This window comes from Pseudoalteromonas sp. L21, from assembly GCF_021728035.1.
Lineage (GTDB): Bacteria > Pseudomonadota > Gammaproteobacteria > Enterobacterales > Alteromonadaceae > Pseudoalteromonas > Pseudoalteromonas arabiensis.
The window spans coordinates 278,444-294,969 of record NZ_JAKKCV010000004.1 but is presented as its reverse complement, the minus strand read 5'-3'; the positions used below and the strand labels follow the sequence as shown (position 1 = coordinate 294,969).

Here is a 16,526-nt window from a genome sequence, read left to right as displayed (position 1 = left end):
TTGCCTTTACCCTAGTTTTATAGCTAACTTGCAAAGAATGTTTATATTCGCGCCTATTCTTTACAATTAACCACTACACGGCCGCGAATTTCACCTTTTAATAGGGCTTCGGCATTGGCAACGGCATCAGAAAGTGGAATTTCTTGTGAAATAGCATCGAGGTACTCAGCTTCTACTAACTCACTTAAACGTTGCCATGCTTCAATTCGGTCGGCTTTAGGGCGCATTACACTGTCTATTCCCATTAGACTAATGCCACGAAGGATAAAGGGCGCTACCGTTGCCGGAAAGTCCATACCTTGTGCTAATCCACAGGCTGTTACAACACCACCGTATTTAATCGATGCACACACATTGGCAAGGGTGTGGCTACCTACAGAATCAATCGCGCCAGCAAATTGCTCTTTTGCGAGTGGTTTACCAGGTTTGGAGAATTCATCGCGAGATAAAATGCGTTTTGCGCCTAGTTTTTTTAGGTGCTCTGCTTCATTCATTCGACCCGTTGTTGCAACTACATCAAAGCCAAGTTTATTTAATAAGTAGATAGCAAAACTACCTACACCACCATTAGCACCGGTGACAAGTATTTCGCCGCTTTGTGGTGTGATACCTTGTTTTTCTAAGGCGATAATACTGAGCATTGCGGTATAACCTGCTGTACCAATTTGCATTGCCTGTTTTGGTGTTAAATTAGCGGGTAGGGGGATAAGCCAGTCACTGTTCATAGACGCTTTTGAACTTAGACCACCTAAGTATTTTTCCCCAACACCAAAGCCATTTAACAGGACTTTATCACCAATTTTAAATTCATCGCTCTTAGACTCTGTCACTGTGCCTGCAAGGTCAATGCCTGGGATCATAGGAAATGTTCTTACCACAGGACCTTTACCTGTAATCGCTAAAGCATCTTTGTAATTTAACGTACTGTAGTCAACATCAATATTTACATCGTGCTGGTGGATGCTCTCTACAGGGAAATCTGTGTACTGGGCACGGTAGCCTTGATCATCTTTGTTGATAACTACCGATTTTACTGATGTTGTCATGTTGACTCCTTTTAGACCGATCGTCTTTTAATGGTTGAAATAAAACCGTATTAAAACGGCTTTATAAAATTAAGCGTAAAAATTGTGCTGTATAAAGGGTAAGTGGTTCACTTGATTTATCAAGTTTAGAGCGCATTACAGCGCCTTCCCAGCCGATCCAGAAGAACTCAGCTAGCATTTTACAATCTGATGATTGAGGTATTTGCTTTTGCTGCTTTGCGTCAACTAAGCACTGCTCAATTAAAGCTTGCCAGCTGGTGTAAGCCTGTTTAATACGGTCAATCATTGGCTCATCAAGGTAACTGAGTTCTTGATTTAAATTGCCAATTAAGCAGCCACGATTAAACTCAAATTTTGCCATGCCTTGTTTGGCGTCGTTAGCAAACAGTACAACTCTTTCAAGCGGGTTTATTTTTTCATCAGTTAGATGGCGTTTTAACTTTGCTTGAAAATAGCTGTCGTAAGCATCTATAAGTGCTAAGCCAAAATCATTTTTACTTTTGAAGTAATGATAAAAAGAGCCTTTAGGTACTTGGGCTGATTTTAAAATTAAATCAATGCCGGTTGCGCTAAAGCCTTTTTCGGTTAATACAGCTAAACCCGTATTAATTAATAAGGCGCGAGTATCTGCATTTGAACGCGCTATTTTAGGTGGCCTGCCGCGACGGCTTGGCACAGAGTTATTTGTTTGCATGAATACTATATTAGACCGATTGGTCTTTAATGTGCAAGTAATTAATTGCATAAATTGTAATCATCATAAATTTGTCATGATTACAATTTAAATGGGAACTTTGCCGAAACGGCTTAGGTCACAATTATGAAGCTAAAAAAGATAAAAATTTTTAGCCTAATTTAAGTGTATTTATAGGTGGTTTTAGATGAGAGGTACGACCACTTAGTCATTTAAAATGTTAATTCAGTTGAGCATCAGCATGTTAGTTATTGTCAATTTATTTAATTGCTTTTTGCTATTTGAATTTAACAGTTTTATTAACTATTCATTAAATGTAGATGTCAATTTCGCTACATATCTATAAATATAAAAGGTGAGGATATTACCTATGAAGAGACAGAAAAGAGATCGTTTAGAAAGAGCTCATTCTCAAGGTTATAAAGCAGGCTTGGCAGGCCGTTCCAAAGATCAATGCCCTTATCAACAAATCGACCCTAAATCTGAATGGTTAGGCGGCTGGCGCGAAGCAATTGAAAACCGCAATATGTTTAAAACTTAATATAGGCACCTGTTAATTTACGCAAAAAAGCCCCATGCAGGGGCTTTTTTGTATCTGCAAACAAGTAAAAATTAGAATGCAGTTGTATCTTGGAAAAGACCTACCTTAAGATCTTTCGCTTCATAGATTACGCGGCCATCTACTTCTACAGTACCATCAGCCATACCCATGAATAATTTACGTTTGATAACACGTTTCATGTCTAAACGATAAGTAACTTTTTTTGCTGTTGGCAGGATCTGACCTGTGAATTTAACTTCACCTACACCGAGTGCACGGCCAAGTCCAGGACCACCAGACCAACCAAGGAAGAAACCAACTAATTGCCACATTGCATCAAGGCCTAGACAACCAGGCATAACAGGGTCACCTTTAAAGTGGCAGTCAAAGAACCAAAGATCAGGGTTAATATCTAACTCGGCAACGATCTGGCCTTTACCGTGCTCGCCGCCATCTTCAGTAATTGAAACGATGCGATCCATCATTAGCATGTTGTCGCTAGGTAGGCGGCAGTTGCCTTCACCAAACATTTCACCTTGACCGCAAAGGATTAGTTCTTCTTTTGTATAGCTGTTTTTAGGTTCCATAACTCTTATTCGTCGCTTAGAAATTGCCCTGTACTTTAGCGTACACTTGTACGCTAAACAACTCGGAGCAGTTAAATAATTTATATTTTCAGCTTGTTTTATGACCACTTAATTAAACTGTTACAGATAAAGGGAGATAAAACCGCGCATTGTGAAGTAAAAATCATTATAATTGCTGTGATTCTTTAACCAGTCTAAAGGAAATTTATGATCCTTTTTGTAAACTCACTAACAGTGATTGATTTTTCTTACTTGTGTAATAAACGCGGCGCAGTTGGCGAGAGCTGGATTGTGGATTTAACTCTACATGGTCAGTTGAATGATGAGTCGATGGTGTTGGATTTTGGTTTAGTTAAAAAGCAAATTAAAGGCATTATTGATGAATGTATTGACCATAAACTTGCTGTACCAGCAAAATTAAATGGTTCACTAACACAGCATGCAGAGCACAGCGTGCTAGATTGTCACTTCGGTGATAATTATCACTTAGCAATGAGTGCACCAAATCAAGCCTTTTGTCCTATAGATGCAGATATTATTGATGAAAACTCAGTGACTGAGTTTTTAATTAAAACGATAATGCCCAAGCTTCCTAATAATATCGAAAAAATCGAAATTAGTTTAAAGCCAGAACATAGCCAAAGCTTTTACTATCATTACAGCCACGGTCTCAAAAAGCACGATGGTAATTGCCAGCGTATTATTCATGGTCATCGCTCACAAATTGGAATTAGCCTTGATGGTATGGCGATGCCTCGCTTACAAAAAGAATGGGCAGATAAATGGCAAGATATTTACTTAGCGACAGCAGAAGATGAAATCAATAAATCTGACCTTAAGCATGTAACTGCACTAGATAACGATGTGTGTTTTGCCTATACATCACAACAAGGCTATTTTGAAATGGCGATTGATAAATCACGTTGTGACATTTTACCTTGCGATACCACGGTTGAATGCATTGCCGATTATCTAAGCTCACAAGTGAAAAGCCAGTACCCTGACTCTGAAGTAAAAATTACCGCTTATGAAGGAGTGGGCAAGGGGTCTATAAGTTATGCGTAAAGGATTACTAATAGCAGCGTTTGCAGGATTGTTTTCTTTAACTGCCAGTGCTGTTGAATTAAAAGGACATTTAACTCAAGGCGGTTTAGTAACTGGCCAAATTGAAGGCGCTAAAAGTGTTAGTTTCAATGGCGAGCAACTTAAGCTTTCAACAAGTGGTGAATTTGTTTTTGGTTTTGGCCGTGATGCTAAGACAAACCATACTCTTTCTTGGGTTGATAGTGCTGGTGTGAAGCACGAGAAAGCAATTGTAATCACCAAGCGTGATTATAAAATCGATAAAATCACCGGTGTTGCAAAAAAATATGTTTCGCCACCTAAAGAAGTGTCTGAACGTATTAGCCGTGAAGCCGTTGCTGTTCGTAAAGCTAGGCAAGTAAATTCTGACTTACGTTACTTTTTAGATCCTGTTTATAAGCCAGCCACAGGGCGTATTTCAGGTGTTTATGGTAGCCAGCGTTACTTTAACGGTGAGCCTCGCCGCCCACATTTTGGGTTAGACATTGCCAATAAAACAGGCAGCCCAGTGTATGCACCAGTAAGTGGTACGGTGGTGTTTGCTGATGCAGATTTATATTACTCTGGCGGCACGTTAATTCTTGACCATGGCCATGGTGTTACCTCTACCTACATTCATTTAAGCAAATTAGATGTAAAAGTAGGGGATGAAATTACGCGTGGTGACAAAATTGCTGAGATCGGCGCAACAGGCCGAGTTACCGGCCCTCATTTAGACTGGCGTTTTAATTGGAAAAACGAACGCCTTGACCCTGCGCTAATGATGCAAGACACATTAGCTAATGAAAAGTAGAGACTATGACACAACAAATCGATCGTGATGCTATTATTGCACAGCGTATTATTGACTCAACAACGTCAGTAACGAAAACAGTTTTCCCAGGCCGTACAAATCACCATAACACACTATTTGGTGGGGACGCGTTAGCTTGGATGGATGAAGTCGCCTTTATTGCAGCAACCCGTTTTTGTCGTAAGCCACTTGTAACGATTTCGTCTGATCGTGTTGATTTTAAAGAGGCTATTCCAGCAGGTACATTCGCCGAGCTAATTTCAAAAGTTGTTCACGTTGGCAATACCAGTCTTAAAGTAGACGTAGAAATCTTTTTAGAAAGAATGCATAAAGATGACAAGCATTTAGCTATTTCAGGTAGCTTCACGTTTGTAGCTGTTGATGATAACCACAGACCAACTCCGGTAGTTTGCGATAAGATGATCAACGGCTTCGAATAATACTTACTATAAGTTATAAATAAATTAAGTACCTTCGGGTGCTTAATTTATTAGATAAAAAGAACACATCATACTTTATTTTTTTAAAGTTAACTTTAGCAACTATAAAAATAATTTAAGAGGGTGTGTACAAGGGATAGATATATGAGGGAGTTCTTTCTTTTTATTATTGAGAATAGTTTAGTGTAGCCCCATAAAAAGAAGCTACACTGTTTATCTATTTACAACACCATTGCCGCAACCCAGCCAGCAATTAGTAGCGGAATATTAAAGTGGATAAAAGTAGGTACCACTGAATCCCAAATATGGTCATGTTGACCATCTGCATTTAGGCCAGATGTTGGTCCAAGTGTTGAGTCAGAAGCAGGGGAGCCAGCATCACCTAAAGCGCCCGCTGTACCAACCAGTGCCGCCGTTGCCATTACCGAAAAATTAAGTTCCATGCAAAGTGGTACAAATAGGGTGGCTATAATTGGCACTGTTGAAAACGAGCTACCAATACCCATGGTTATTAAGAGTCCAACCAATAAAATCAATGCGGCTGCAAGGGGTTTGTTACCTTCAATCATAGCCGCTGCAGAGCTGACTAACGAAGTTACATCACCCGTTGCTTTCATCACTGAAGCAAAGCCTTGTGCTGAGATCATAATAAAGCCAATCATCGCCATCATCGCGATGCCTTTACTAAATACATCGCCGTTTTGCTCAAGCTTTACAACACCAAGCAAGGTAAATATGGCCACTCCAACGAGGCCGCCTAAGATCATTGAGCCACTGATATTTTGCGCCACTAAAGAGCAAAGTACAGCGGTAATGCCAACTACCAGTACCTTTTTAGGCTGTTCTATGAGCACCTCTTGTTGTGGCTCTGTTAAGCTATGAGACTCATAACTACGGCGCTTTCGATAGCTAATAAATACCGCAACCAATAAACCAAATAACATCCCGATGGCTGGAATTATCATTGCCATGGGGACTTGAGTATTAACGATATCTAAGCCATTTTCAGTGAGGTTTTTGTGCAAAATGGAATATAAGTAAATCCCACCAAAACCATAAGGTAACACCATATAAGAAGTGGCTAATCCGAAGGTTAAAATACATGCTATTGCACGTCTATCAAGGCGCAACTTGTTAAACACAATCAGCAATGGCGGAATAAGTATTGGGATAAAGGCTATATGGACAGGTATTAAATTTTGCGATGAAATCGCACAGAGTAAAATAATACTTAAAATAAGGTAACTAAGCGTAGTTTCGCCTTTATGACTATTCTCGTTTACTTGCTTAAGTAACTTAGACGCTAAAATACGTGTTAAACCCGACTTAGAAATAGCAACCGCAAACGCACCTAACATCGCATAGCTAAGCGCTATTTCAGCACCGCCCGATAAGCCATCATTGAATGCATTAACAGTTTCAGTTAAACCAAGACCAGCGGTCAGACCCGCAACAATAGCACTCACTGTCATCGCGACAATGACATTAATTCGACAAAGCGTTAAAACCAGCATCAACATAACGCCGACAATTACTGCATTCATATTGTTCTCTATTTGGCTGTTTTGAGAGAGTTTAACAGAACTCGCACACGGTTTTTGCGATTTTGAGTATATGATTGTTGTTGATAGCGTACTTCGATGATTATTTGCTCAAATTCGTTTAAAAAAGGCTTCACTGCGGGCTTTTGCTGTTTGAACAAAGCAATATTTTGTAGTGGTGTGTTGGTAGAAACAGGTGAGACACCTTGCTTTTTAGCCCACTGATAAAGCCAAGTAATGTCATCAACCAATGGTTCACTACTTTGTACTGGGCGCTTGCTATATAAAAAATAGCCTGTAAAGCTCAGTAATAAAGTACCTAACACAACTAATGGCGTTAGCCATGCTGAATTATTACCAAACAGTGAATCAAATAAACTTTGCTGCGATGCTTGGTCAAACGTAAGCACCCAGTTAGTCCATTTATAGTCGAGCTCTTCAAGCTGAATACGCAGCCAGTTTATTGCTTTAAAATGGCTCCAGCGCTTTAAACCAAAATTAAGATTGTTGTTAAAACTTTCATTTAAATCACCAAGCTGTGATAACGAACCATTTAAACGCTCCGGGGCAACAACAGCGGTAGCATCAAATATGTGCCACTTTTCATCGAAGAACACTTCAACCCACGCATGCGCATCATATTGATAAATGTTGAGCGTAGTGGCTTTAGTTTGTTCGCCCCCTAAATAACCCGACACAACTCGGGCAGGGTAACCGGCAACACGAAACATAAATGCGGCCGTGCTTGCATAATGACCACAAAAACCACGTTTGGTATCAAATACAAACTGGTCTAACGTATTATCACCATACATTGGCGTTGGTGTTAATGTGTAAGCAAACTGCTGCTGATTAAAGTAATTAAGTAATGCGTTAAAGTAACTTTGTGCATTATCATGCTCAGCAGCCAGCTGATTTGCCAGCACCGTCGTTTGTGGGTTAGTCATTTTAGGTAAGCGGGTGTATAAACGTTTTTCAAAGGCATTCAGGCTCAGCGAAGCTTGGCTACTCGTTACCGCATATTTAATGTTTTTGTTTAAGTTACCTTTGCGTTTTAACAAACCATTGTAAGTAGAGTGCACATCTGAATTAGCACTTTGTGCAAAGCCAAGGGCAAATAACCAATTTGAAGATGAGGGCTCTGCAATAACATGATAATCAATGCTATTACTACGGCTAATGGTGTGGCGAATAGGGTTAAATTGTTTAGATTTTAAAATGTCCGATATTAACCATTCACTGCCATTAAACTCATCATGAATGAGGCTTCGCCAATAATAGGGGGCGTGTAAAGTTTGCCCTGGCTGTTGTTCTACCCGAAAAACCAAATCATCAGACTCAGCTAATTTAGCAATCGAAAAGGGGTTCACTTGTTCTGATAAGCCAGTTTTCGCAAGCTTTGGCCCAGGTAGCTGCCAAAATGCTGGTATTTTAGGTAAAAACAAAATCAAAAATGCTGCTATGGGTAAGGCTAGTAATATTGTTTTAAAACTCTGCTTGTTAGCGGCCTTAAAGCTTTGCGGACTGGTTAAGTAGCCAAGTACTGCGAAGTTAACAATATAGAGTACACTCACAATCAAGGTTTCGAACAGCCCTTGATGAAATAAATACACAGTTGAAAGGTTAAAAAACACTAGTAAACAAACGGTTTGATACTGTTTAATTGTTTTTGCTTGTAGCAATTTAAAGCTGCTAGCAAGTAGCATCATGGATACAAACAACTTTACCGTATCGCTCACACCAACCAGAACAAATAAGGCTATTAAGCTAACTGCAGCCAAAATATTCGCGACCAATCCATTTAGTTTTTTATAAAACTTACTTAAAAACAGGTTTAAAAAGCTTAAGCCAGCCAATATGGCTAAAAATAGAGTAGGGACTTCGGTAAACAAAAAACCACTGATAACAATAAAAAGCAGTGATAAAACAGTATTTATAAGCGGGGTATTCATAATTAAAACTCCGCCAAAGCTTGTAAGCAGGCTCTTTGATGGTGAACCCCTAAGCCTTTTGCAATGTGTTTATTAGGCAAGGTTAACGAAAACGCCATGTGTTGATCGGTTAATTGGTTTACCAAAAAGCATAATTGGCTTAAACGATGTTCGTTATTGCCAGTTAACATATTGAAATTAAGCGCTAATTCCTGTGATGCATCACTGGTAAACTCTTTCGTTAATAGCTGCTGAGTTTTAGCGTAGTGTTTCCACGATACTTTATTCAGTGCTGTACCTTGCACAAACGGTGTAAGCTGATAAAAGTCATCATTACCGGCTTTAACTTGTGCGTTATCGCCATCATGTTCGTCATTTTCATGGAGTTGAGTATCGAGCTTTTCTGATGTAATTGGTTGTGGGTAAACAAAAACGGTACTTATTGGCTCTATATAACTCCAAACAGATACTAAACCAAATGGAAAATGACTAATAATTTTAATTCTATCAAAGTCATAAGCACCACGATCGCTACATTTAAGTGCTATTTCAACTGTTTTTGTCTCTTTGCTTTGCAGTGACACAGTTTCAGATTCAACGTTTTTATTAACGAGTTTTACTAGTTCACAGTGTGATTTAGCTTGAACTTGAAAACGCGCGAAAGGGGCTTTTGGCGCATAACTTTCATTAACAAATAGGTAGTTAACTGACAAACCTCTAACGTTTTTATAGCCGGTCAGTATCGTAAACACCAAAACAACCACCATTAAATACGCCATGGCTAAAATTAGGTTGTTTTGATAGTTAATACCCATCACAAAATTAAGCAGCGCAATCAGTAAAAACTGCCCGCCAAGTTTAGAGGGTAATACATAAATTGTTTTATGCTTAAGTTCAATTTCGTTGGTTCTATGTTTGCTTTTTAATAACTTATTAAAAATTGACTGACGAAATTGCTCAATAAAAGCAGGGCACTTAAACATGTTTTATAAGCTTACTGGCACATGTTTAAGTGCAAACCCGCTATCACCAGCGTTTAAACCAAGCCTGTGATCGGTCACGCTAGGGAAAACCGCTTGCACATCTTCAGGCAGCACAAAATCACGGCCTTCAATATACGCCCATGACTTTGCAGCACGGGCAAGCGCAATACTGGCTCTTGGTGATAATGGGTTTACAAAGTGGTTATCTTGGCGAGTAAACGCAACTAGCTCAAGTATATAGTCAACAACCGCATTACTTATCGTTACCGTATTAATTTCTTTTTGGATAACAGCAAGTTGACCAGGATTAATACGAACGGGCAAGTCATCGTAGTTACGGTTGTTTAACCCTAAAATGAGATTTTTTTCAGCGTGTTTGTCAGGAAAACCTAAACTAATACGCATAAAAAAGCGATCTAATTGCGACTCAGGTAAAGGATAAGTGCCTGATTGATGCACTGGATTTTGAGTAGCAATCACAAAAAATGGTGATGGTAGGGCGTGCTTAACAGAATCTACCGTCACTTGTTTTTCTTCCATTGCTTCTAACAGTGCACTTTGCGTTTTAGGACCAGCACGATTAATTTCATCGCCTAAAACAACTTGGCTAAATACAGGGCCTTGATGAAATGAAAAGCTATGCTCTTTGGCATCAAAGATGTTTGTACCAAGTATGTCAGAGGGTAATAAATCGCTGGTGAATTGAATTCGCTGATACGATAAGCCAAGAACAGCCGCAAGTGCATGAGATAACGTGGTTTTTCCCATACCTGGTAAATCTTCAATTAACAGGTGGCCTTCACTAAATAAACACGTTAAGGCGAGTTTTATTTGTTGTTGCTTAACGAAAATAACCGTTGATAGGTCATCTATAACGAGTTGGATTGTCGAATTCATAAACTACTTAATTTGTTATGGTTTCCATCAATTCTAGACGTTTCATAACAGAGTCGACTTTTTTTGCGTTGAATGGTTTGGCGATAAAACCTTTAGCACCGAGTTCCCAGGTGTTTTGAACATTCTCAAGACTGTTATGGCCAGAGCACATAACAACATGTGTATGTGGGTGGTGGTCGTTTAAGTATTCAAGAATTTCCGTACCATCAGTATTAGGTAGCTCAATATCAAGAAAGATAACGTTCGGTGACTTTTCTTCGATAACAGTTTTAGCTGATTCAAAATCTCGACTTTCTAAAATATCTTCAAAGCCAAGACCAGTCAAAATTTGGTTTAGATAATCTCTGATGTCTTGCATATCATCAATTATCAAAATAGGTTCCAACGGCTTCACAAATTCCATATTGTTACATCTTATCGTTACATCTCAAGTTGATAGTTTTAATATAAGTCATGAGATAAGTAAGCTCAAGAAACAGACACTAATAAAATGAATAATACGATAAAACAACAGTAAAATGTCCGATACCGTCTAGTATTGGACTTAGTGTGCGCAGCGGATAGGTTGAACTATGCTTAGATAGTTAACTTCCTATAATTTATATTATGTTAAATACTTTATTTTCGGTCATATTGTCGGTGTTTCCCCGTTCGTTTTAAATGTGTATCCTACGCTTCTTATGTGTTTTCTGTTTTTGACCATCAATCGATACATTACAACTAATCTGAGACTGAATCCCTTGAACAGCAAATAGCCCACTTACATGATTTAGTCCAAGCCAGTGAAACCCTCAAAACAATTGGTAATGACTTAATTAAAATGGGCGATCAACTAGCCCTCAAGGATATTGTTTTAAAATACGGTGACAAAAAAACTGCTTAAACTTAACCGCACACTTTGTGCGGTTTTTTCACTATTCCATCAAGGTTTCACTGTTACTATACCTTTGTACCCTACAGAACAATATGTAATCACACCATTAGGTGAAGTGAGTTCTAAGCTCTGAACATCAAGTAACAACTTTCCAAGTTTAGGTAATTTGAAAAACTTGTCTTCTAACATTCCTTTAGAGCACTCTCCAGCAAAGAACCTGAACTCTTTTTGATAACTATACTTAGAATCTTTTACTGTCAGTGACCGCTTTGTTGGATCTTCTGAGTATTGAACAGAACCAAATCTGACTTTTAACCCGCTAGACTTTTCCACTAAATGTGCATAATCCTCAATCCTTTTAGCAGGTAAGATAACAAAAAAAGAGCCAAATTCTTGCTGCATCTTCTCCAAAGATCCATCGAAATCATTGTTCGGACCTATAATAGACCAAGATTGCATCCAAGCATCATGTTGCTCATGAATAGGATAAACTAGAAGGCTTTTGAAGGCTTTATTGATATTTTCAGTGCCGTCTGGGTTAAAGAACTTAGGTTTTATTCCGCTTAATCCTTGCTCCCAAAACAGTACACAAGATTCATTACGATCACCTCTTCCAATATCTTCACAAGTTCGATAATAATGAGGCGTCCTGAACAAACTTGTTCCTGCTAAAAAACTTAAGTAGTGCTCCTTATGAGTAAAGAATTTTATTAATGCGAATGCACTTTGCGAATTGCATTTTTTCTTCATATATTATTCCCTAATATTTTTAGATCGAGCATGTCTAGGAGCTTAAAGAAGTCTCTGTTAACTTTTATATAGAATCTTTCACTTTCCTAAGCTTTATAACTTCTTTGGTCAAGTCATTGTTTAATCTATGTATTTTTTCGGACTAACATTAAATCCTCGTAAGAGTGTTCTGTATATTGACTCTTAGAATTACGTTTCATTAACTCATGGTGAAAGGCATTGTGAGCAAAAAAGTTTCTCCACTTTGTAAGATCTTTACTTTTTAAAGCCTGAATTAGCTCATTATTACTTGTTACTGCAATATACTTTTTTATCAGCATTTTAAGGGCTAAGTCATCAATAGAGCCATAATCAAACTTAAAATCAATTTCTTCGGGAGTTGATTTAGCTATGATTTCATACGATCCTATTATCGATATTTTTAAACCCTCTTCAAGCATCTGAAAAGCCAATAGACAATCACACACTAATGATATGTACTTTTCATCTTTCATTTTATTTTTCCTTATTCTATAAACTGGATTTATTTTAGAGCGTTAACTGTTGTTACATTGACCGTGCCATTTAAAAGCGGGTAATACTTAGGTTTTAGCCTTAAATATGTGGCGAATCCCGTTAATTGGGGCTGAGTCGTTATTCGATGAATAACGATGGGAATTTTACACATCGAGCTTATAACACAATTTGCCTACAGCAGCCGATGCTTTCTACAAAGTATTTATCATGGCTTACGAGTATAAACCCACCTTTAAAACCCTGTAATGACTGAGCTAAAAGCTGTTTTGATTCAAGGTCGAGATGATTATCCGGTTCATCTAATAACAAAAATGCAGTGCTTTCAATATTACTGACGATACACATGGCGAGCTTCATTTTTTCGCCGCCACTTAAAAATGCGGCGTGTTTAAAAACCGCGTCTTTTCTAAAGCCCATACTGGCAAGTAAAGTACGTACTGTGCTCTCATCTAGGTTTTTACAGTGAGTCATGATGTTTTCAAGCAGGGTTAGTTGGTTGTTTATTAATGTGAAATATTGGTCTAAATAATAGAGTGCTTGATTGCAATGTAACTGCCCTGCTTTTACTGGTATGTCGTATGTCAGAGTTTTAAGTAAGGTTGATTTACCAGTGCCATTTGCGCCCGCTAAATGAATTTTATCATCACAGAACACCTGAAAATTTAACGGCTTTTGTGTGCCGTGTGATAATACAACGTCCTCCAGGCTAAGTACTTTATGATGCTTAGCTTTATTTGATTGTGCTAAATAAAATTGCTGCGCTTTAGTTTGTTCAAGCTGGCTAGAAAGCTCTTGTTTATTACTAGTCAGTATGCCTTCTCGTTTAGCGGTATTTTTATTTTGTGATGATAAATGAGCGCTGGCTTTATCTTTTTTAGTATCCATCAACTTTTTGGGTTGGCTGCCAGACTTTCTAAGTTTTGCACCTTGGTTTGCTCGCTTTTGTGCTTTTTGCTTTTGTAATTGCTCTGCTGCTTTAAGTTTAGTTTGCTGTTTAACAATGTGGTTTAACTTGTTTTCAAGGGCAGCAACTTGCTGCTGCTTTTGACTATGGTATTGTGAAAAACACGTGCAATATTGTGTTAAACCAAGGGATGTTAGCTCCCAAACTTCATGCGCTTCTTCTAACAGTTCTCGGTCATGACTTATCAGTAATATCTGCCCTTTAAAGCTATTTATTTGCTTTATAAGCCCGCTTTTGCCTTTTGCATCTAAGTGGTTTGATGGCTCATCCAGTATTAAAATGTCGGGCTTAATGCAGGTAAATAGTGCCCAAAGCTTTAATTGGCTAAGCTGGCCACCGCTTAAATGTTTACTTAATGAGTTGTGGCCTTTGTTTTTAACATCGAGCCTTAAAAGCTCTGCGTTAAAGCGCTCTGCTAAGTCCCAATTCCCCTCGAGCAAAGTTAGATTTTGCTCTGTAACTTGCCCCTGGCTTATCGCATCATGAGCATTAAAGATGTGCTCTAGCCCAATAGCCTCTGCGATTGTTTGGTCATCCGTTTGCTTTACATCGTCCATTTGCCAGTAAAAACCGAGGGTTGAATTACAAACAACCGTGCCAGAGTTAGGTTCTCTTTGCTTAGCAAGTATCGACGCTAATATTGATTTACCACAGCCGTTTCTTCCGACTAACGCAGTGACTTTAGCAGTGAGTGAAAATGAGAGTTTGTTAAAAACAACATCGCCATTGCCATGTTGATAACATAAATTAAAAGCTTGAAGGTGTGGCATAGTGCCTCCTGTATGACAGGGGCAGTGATACCAATTCACAATAATATATTTAATTAAGCGAATTGGTATAAGCGGTTGATCACGCAAGAAGTAACATAATGTAAAGTGATAGTGAGCAACGCCTACTAACCCTGCTGGTCCAAAAAGATAGAATGAAATTGGATAACAGGTTTAGTTGTTCATGTTGGCATCTACTCCTAAAGGTGAGGTTAAATGATAACCAGCCAGTGATTAAATAGCAACGAGTTATGTTACCCTTAACTCATTGACTAATTAAAGGAGTCTATTTTGAATTTAGTGAATTGTGACGCTCACTTACAAAACCCAATACAAGTTAAAGTTCATTTTGATGCTAATAAGCGTGTATTTGTCATTGGCGATTTAGACGCTGATTTGGCTAAGTTTGAGCAAGCGCTTAAATCTGTAAATTTTGATAAAAACCACGATGTGCTATTTTCGCTTGGTGACGTTATAGACAGAGGTGCTGATAGTGTAAAACTCATCAAACGCTTTATAGAGTTGGGGGTTTACATGTCGCTGGGTAATCATGAACATATGTTGCTAGAATCTTTGCTTACACACGATAAAGATTACTTTTCGTTATGGGTTAAAAATGGTGGTCGCTGGCATATAGATACGAGTGATGAAGAACTTGAATTTGTTTGCAATTACTTACGCAATCGCCCTCTTTCATATTTATTGGATTATCGAGGGGCTAAAATTGGTTTATCGCACACAGTATCGCATAATTGGAATTGGTTAGTTCCTGCTAATGATAAACAACTTGCGGTCTCCGCTCTTTTGTGGGAACGAACAATAGTAAAGCAGAGGATAGTCGAAGATAATCCCAGTATTAGTTTTTCAATTCATGGCCATAACACGACTCAAACCCCCTATTGGCTTGGCAACACTTACCATATAGATACCAACTATCTAGGCGGAAAGCCAACTATTGTGGAACTTGAACGTTTAATTAACCAGAACAGTTCCATTTAGTTTAAAGTGGCAAGTCTGGTGGCTGTATTTTCTTCAAGGTATTGTTTGTATTGTTGACGAGCATGCCAAAGTTGCTCATTTGTTTCTTGTAAATAGATAACTGGCCCACTGATTTCTTTTGCTAGATTTGTCAGTTTTGCATATTCTCGTGTATCGATTTTACCGTCACTAAAACAGCTTTTAGCGACTTGCAAAAACTCTTCATTATTGTAGATACCACTATGCCACATAAGTGAGCGATACATACTAGGCGTTATTTCGCGAGGCGTATCATTTGAACGAAAGTGCTCAACCTCGAAGTAAATTGTGTTACCAGCAACTACTATTCCTATTAATGATAGCGTGGTGAAAGTCATCATCCATTTCATGCTTCTGTCCTTAAAGTTAGTTCCTTTTAACTATAGGACAGTAAGATGAATACTAACTGTTTATTTCATTAATTTGTCTTGATTTGAGCATTCTCTAAACACTTAATTGTTGTTTTTAAAAGTTGTTTAACGTATCAAGGGTTACCGAATGATACGTTATGAATTTTTAATGAAGTGCAGCTGTAAACGGAATCTTCTTACATATTTCAGCTTCGGCAACGAGGATCTCTTCTAATCTTGTATCCACTTCTGTTTTGTCAAAGTATTCATATGCAAGTTCAACAAATAAGTTTTTATGTTTTTCTTCAGACTTGGCGATAGCTACATAAAAATCTTTTTCTTTACCAGCAGGAAGTGCCTCGGCAACTAAAGAGAAACGTTCATGACCTCGCGCTTCAATAACACCAGCGACTAATAATCGGTCCATTAAAAACTCATCACGGCCATTTCTGAATAATGCGCGAATATTCTTAATATAAGGATCTTTTTGATCATTACCTAATGAAACATCACGTTCCATTAAAAGCTTAAGTACTTGTTTAAAATGAATCATCTCTTCTAAAGCCAAATCAGTCATAGCTTTAACCAGCTTACGACGATCTGGATAATGAGATAGCATTGACATAGCCATACCCGAAGCTTTTTTTTCAGCTGCGGCATGGTCTTGCAAGAAGGTATCAAAGTCTGCAAGAACACCTTCAGTCCATTCAAATGGCGTGTGATATTTTAATTCAAACATAATAGCGAACAAC

18 protein-coding genes are annotated in these 16,526 nt (G+C 38.3%); 5 read left to right on the top strand and 13 right to left on the bottom strand.

Going from position 1 to position 16,526, the window contains the following annotated elements; genetic code table 11:
* Nucleotides 1-53: 53 nt before the first annotated feature.
* A complete protein-coding gene (locus tag L3V41_RS13175; RefSeq protein WP_237127898.1) occupies nt 54-1,046 on the bottom strand; it encodes an MDR family oxidoreductase in 993 nt (330 codons plus the stop codon).
* Between the two features lie 61 nt (nt 1,047-1,107).
* Nucleotides 1,108-1,740 carry a TetR/AcrR family transcriptional regulator gene (locus L3V41_RS13170; protein ID WP_237115223.1) on the bottom strand — a complete coding sequence of 211 codons (633 nt, stop codon included), beginning with the start codon at nt 1,738-1,740 and terminating at the stop codon, nt 1,108-1,110.
* 370 nt (nt 1,741-2,110) lie between these two features.
* On the opposite strand from L3V41_RS13170, the gene rmf reads away from it, so the two are divergent.
* The gene (gene rmf, locus L3V41_RS13165; RefSeq protein WP_062569403.1) at nt 2,111-2,281 is read left to right on the top strand and encodes a ribosome modulation factor; all 171 of its coding nucleotides are present in this window, start codon (nt 2,111-2,113) and stop codon (nt 2,279-2,281) included.
* Between the two features lie 71 nt (nt 2,282-2,352).
* Here rmf and fabA read toward each other — a convergent pair whose 3' ends face one another.
* Nucleotides 2,353-2,868 carry a bifunctional 3-hydroxydecanoyl-ACP dehydratase/trans-2-decenoyl-ACP isomerase gene (gene fabA, locus L3V41_RS13160; RefSeq protein ID WP_062569073.1) on the bottom strand — a complete coding sequence of 172 codons (516 nt, stop codon included), beginning with the start codon at nt 2,866-2,868 and terminating at the stop codon, nt 2,353-2,355.
* A gap of 207 nt (nt 2,869-3,075) precedes the next feature.
* Between fabA and L3V41_RS13155 the strand changes: the two genes are divergently transcribed.
* Genes L3V41_RS13155 through L3V41_RS13145 form a run of 3 tightly spaced genes read left to right on the top strand, consistent with a single transcriptional unit; the run spans nt 3,076 to nt 5,184 of the window.
* Nucleotides 3,076-3,933, top strand: coding sequence for a 6-carboxytetrahydropterin synthase (locus L3V41_RS13155; RefSeq protein ID WP_193988810.1), 858 nt, complete (start codon nt 3,076-3,078; stop codon nt 3,931-3,933).
* The gene (locus L3V41_RS13150) at nt 3,926-4,744 is read left to right on the top strand and encodes a M23 family metallopeptidase (RefSeq protein WP_193988811.1); all 819 of its coding nucleotides are present in this window, start codon (nt 3,926-3,928) and stop codon (nt 4,742-4,744) included. Before L3V41_RS13155 ends, L3V41_RS13150 begins: the two co-directional genes overlap by 8 nt.
* 5 nt (nt 4,745-4,749) lie before the next feature.
* Nucleotides 4,750-5,184 carry an acyl-CoA thioesterase gene (locus L3V41_RS13145; RefSeq protein WP_062569076.1) on the top strand — a complete coding sequence of 145 codons (435 nt, stop codon included), beginning with the start codon at nt 4,750-4,752 and terminating at the stop codon, nt 5,182-5,184.
* A gap of 221 nt (nt 5,185-5,405) precedes the next feature.
* On the opposite strand, the gene L3V41_RS13140 is transcribed toward L3V41_RS13145, so the two are convergent.
* From L3V41_RS13140 to L3V41_RS13105, 8 genes are all read right to left on the bottom strand, one after another.
* Nucleotides 5,406-6,728: a Na+/H+ antiporter family protein gene (locus tag L3V41_RS13140; RefSeq protein ID WP_062569077.1), complete on the bottom strand. Its 1,323-nt coding sequence runs from the start codon at nt 6,726-6,728 to the stop codon at nt 5,406-5,408.
* A gap of 8 nt (nt 6,729-6,736) precedes the next feature.
* Nucleotides 6,737-8,677 (bottom strand): DUF3488 and transglutaminase-like domain-containing protein, encoded by a 1,941-nt coding sequence (locus L3V41_RS13135; RefSeq protein WP_237127897.1) that lies wholly within the window; start codon nt 8,675-8,677, stop codon nt 6,737-6,739.
* A 2-nt stretch (nt 8,678-8,679) separates the two neighbouring features.
* A complete protein-coding gene (locus tag L3V41_RS13130) occupies nt 8,680-9,639 on the bottom strand; it encodes a DUF58 domain-containing protein (RefSeq protein ID WP_062569079.1) in 960 nt (319 codons plus the stop codon).
* A 3-nt stretch (nt 9,640-9,642) separates the two neighbouring features.
* Nucleotides 9,643-10,536, bottom strand: a complete 894-nt coding sequence (locus L3V41_RS13125; protein ID WP_237127896.1) for a MoxR family ATPase — start codon at nt 10,534-10,536, stop codon at nt 9,643-9,645.
* 7 nt (nt 10,537-10,543) lie between these two features.
* Nucleotides 10,544-10,939 (bottom strand): response regulator, encoded by a 396-nt coding sequence (locus L3V41_RS13120; RefSeq protein ID WP_062569081.1) that lies wholly within the window; start codon nt 10,937-10,939, stop codon nt 10,544-10,546.
* 519 nt (nt 10,940-11,458) lie between these two features.
* Nucleotides 11,459-12,160 carry a hypothetical protein gene (locus L3V41_RS13115; RefSeq protein WP_237114083.1) on the bottom strand — a complete coding sequence of 234 codons (702 nt, stop codon included), beginning with the start codon at nt 12,158-12,160 and terminating at the stop codon, nt 11,459-11,461.
* Between the two features lie 125 nt (nt 12,161-12,285).
* Nucleotides 12,286-12,654, bottom strand: coding sequence for a hypothetical protein (locus L3V41_RS13110; protein WP_237127895.1), 369 nt, complete (start codon nt 12,652-12,654; stop codon nt 12,286-12,288).
* Nucleotides 12,655-12,832: 178 nt separating this feature from the next.
* The gene (locus L3V41_RS13105; protein ID WP_237127894.1) at nt 12,833-14,410 is read right to left on the bottom strand and encodes an ATP-binding cassette domain-containing protein; all 1,578 of its coding nucleotides are present in this window, start codon (nt 14,408-14,410) and stop codon (nt 12,833-12,835) included.
* Nucleotides 14,411-14,707: 297 nt separating this feature from the next.
* Between L3V41_RS13105 and L3V41_RS13100 the strand changes: the two genes are divergently transcribed.
* Complete coding sequence (locus L3V41_RS13100; protein ID WP_237127982.1) at nt 14,708-15,406, top strand: metallophosphoesterase; 699 nt, start codon at nt 14,708-14,710, stop codon at nt 15,404-15,406.
* Here the strand turns inward: L3V41_RS13100 and L3V41_RS13095 are convergent.
* Both L3V41_RS13095 and L3V41_RS13090 read right to left on the bottom strand, forming a co-directional pair.
* On the bottom strand, nt 15,403-15,774 hold the full coding sequence (locus L3V41_RS13095) for a hypothetical protein (RefSeq protein ID WP_237114086.1): 372 nt from the start codon (nt 15,772-15,774) through the stop codon (nt 15,403-15,405). The genes L3V41_RS13100 and L3V41_RS13095 overlap by 4 nt on opposite strands.
* A gap of 166 nt (nt 15,775-15,940) precedes the next feature.
* Entirely contained in the window at nt 15,941-16,513 is a 573-nt protein-coding gene (locus tag L3V41_RS13090) for a tRNA-(ms[2]io[6]A)-hydroxylase (protein ID WP_193988821.1), read from the bottom strand.
* Between the last annotated feature and the right edge of the window lie 13 nt (nt 16,514-16,526).